The organism is Endozoicomonas sp. SESOKO2 (genome assembly GCF_024606245.1).
Classification (GTDB): Bacteria; Pseudomonadota; Gammaproteobacteria; order Pseudomonadales; family Endozoicomonadaceae; genus Endozoicomonas_A.
The window spans coordinates 1-1,494 of record NZ_JAHHPQ010000418.1; the positions used below are offsets into that span (position 1 = coordinate 1).

General features: G+C 45.3%; 1 protein-coding gene. It reads left to right on the plus strand.

Annotated elements, in window-relative coordinates:
- Positions 1 to 49: 49 nt before the first annotated feature.
- A partial coding sequence (locus KDK17_RS09145; RefSeq protein ID WP_257287904.1) for a hypothetical protein occupies positions 50 to 1,494 on the plus strand: 1,445 nt, incomplete at its 3' end.

Below are 1,494 nucleotides of genomic sequence, written 5' to 3' on the forward strand. Positions count from 1 at the left end.
TCTCATCACTTACGATGGTATAGTTTTTGCGGTTGAGCAAGGCATCGGATTGCGTACGTACGCGTATTCAGAACAATCAAGAAATAAAAAGCTTTATGAGGCGCTGGTGGTTTCGGCTTCGGGTGTGTTATTTTTTGCAGCAGGTTACATAATCGGGCTTGGTTCCTCGACACAAGTTTTAGGCTACGCGAAAGCAGAGACAAAAAATCCCGATCATTTCCCATTACGTCAGAGTAATGTCAGCGGTAATTTAAGCGAACTGTTGCAAGCCACGTCGGCTCCCCGGGAGTATCAGAAAACAATTATCGATCAATACAATCTAGTTCCATTTAGTATCAGCGAGGATAACTATGTTGATCCAGAGAAAAAGCTGAAGTATCTGTGGGCAAGGGCGACTTTCCTTGATACCGATTCCCTGCACCTTGTTGATAATGTCGACCTCCAACCAGCACTATTTCCATTGAACACAGCCTATGATCCGGCTTATCCCTATGGATCTGCAACCCAATTTTGTATTTCTCCATTGCCGGCACCTTTCACCAAAAAGTTCCGCTGCAATGATCAGCAACTGACCGGGTTCTGTCGAGTCAAGTTTATGTTGAATGGCAAGACCAGTACCCTGGTTGGTATGCTGGCCAATACACCCGATAACGTCAGCGGATGCCTTTTGTCGAGTCGAAAACAAGATTATTTCCTGGAATCTTTGGGGGATGAAACTTTGCTACCCAGAGACATTTTGGTCACTGACAAAAAGTATTATCAGATCAATGTTACTTATGACAAAGTCTCCTACCGATTTCAGGAATGGCCCGGGCAACCGGTAACCTTTGCATCAGCAGTGATGCTGTCTGGAAGTCAGCGTCATGAAAGCTTGTGTAAAAACGACGCCGGCCCCGGAACCGAATGGTACAACGATGGGTCTCATAGCGGTGGGTATGGATGCGCAGGCCTGACAGCCGAAGCAAACCCGGCGGGCGATATATCTCACTTTGTTCCTGTTCGGCAGAAGGCCCATAAAAGCAGACAATCTTCCGTGATATGGCAGAAAGTGCCATCACAAGAGAATAAAGGAGCAATTAAAACTGAAGTTCAGGAATACTTTTGCTCCCCCGCAAAACCGTATAAAGAATTTATTCTGGGCTCACTGGCCGGGGAGGGACCCAATAAATACTGCAGATACATTGGTACTTCAGGAAAAAGTGGCTACGTCGCTACGAATGATGATGGCAGCATCGCTTCTGATTACCTGACTCCTATGGTTGAAGGTAATATTCGCTGGGAAGCCTTTGAGAATGATCTGCCTGATAAGGCTATTATTGCCGGTTATAGCGTTGCAAGTTCAGGCAAAGAAATCAGCAAGGTGCCGGAATATTTTTGCCGTTTTGTGAATAACGGTTTTAAAACCTTCGGAAAGTATTTTAAGAAGGATAAAGTCTGTAAAGCTTCATTTGCAACACCAAGTGGAGACTCCCACGCTTTAGTTGATTCAAAGAC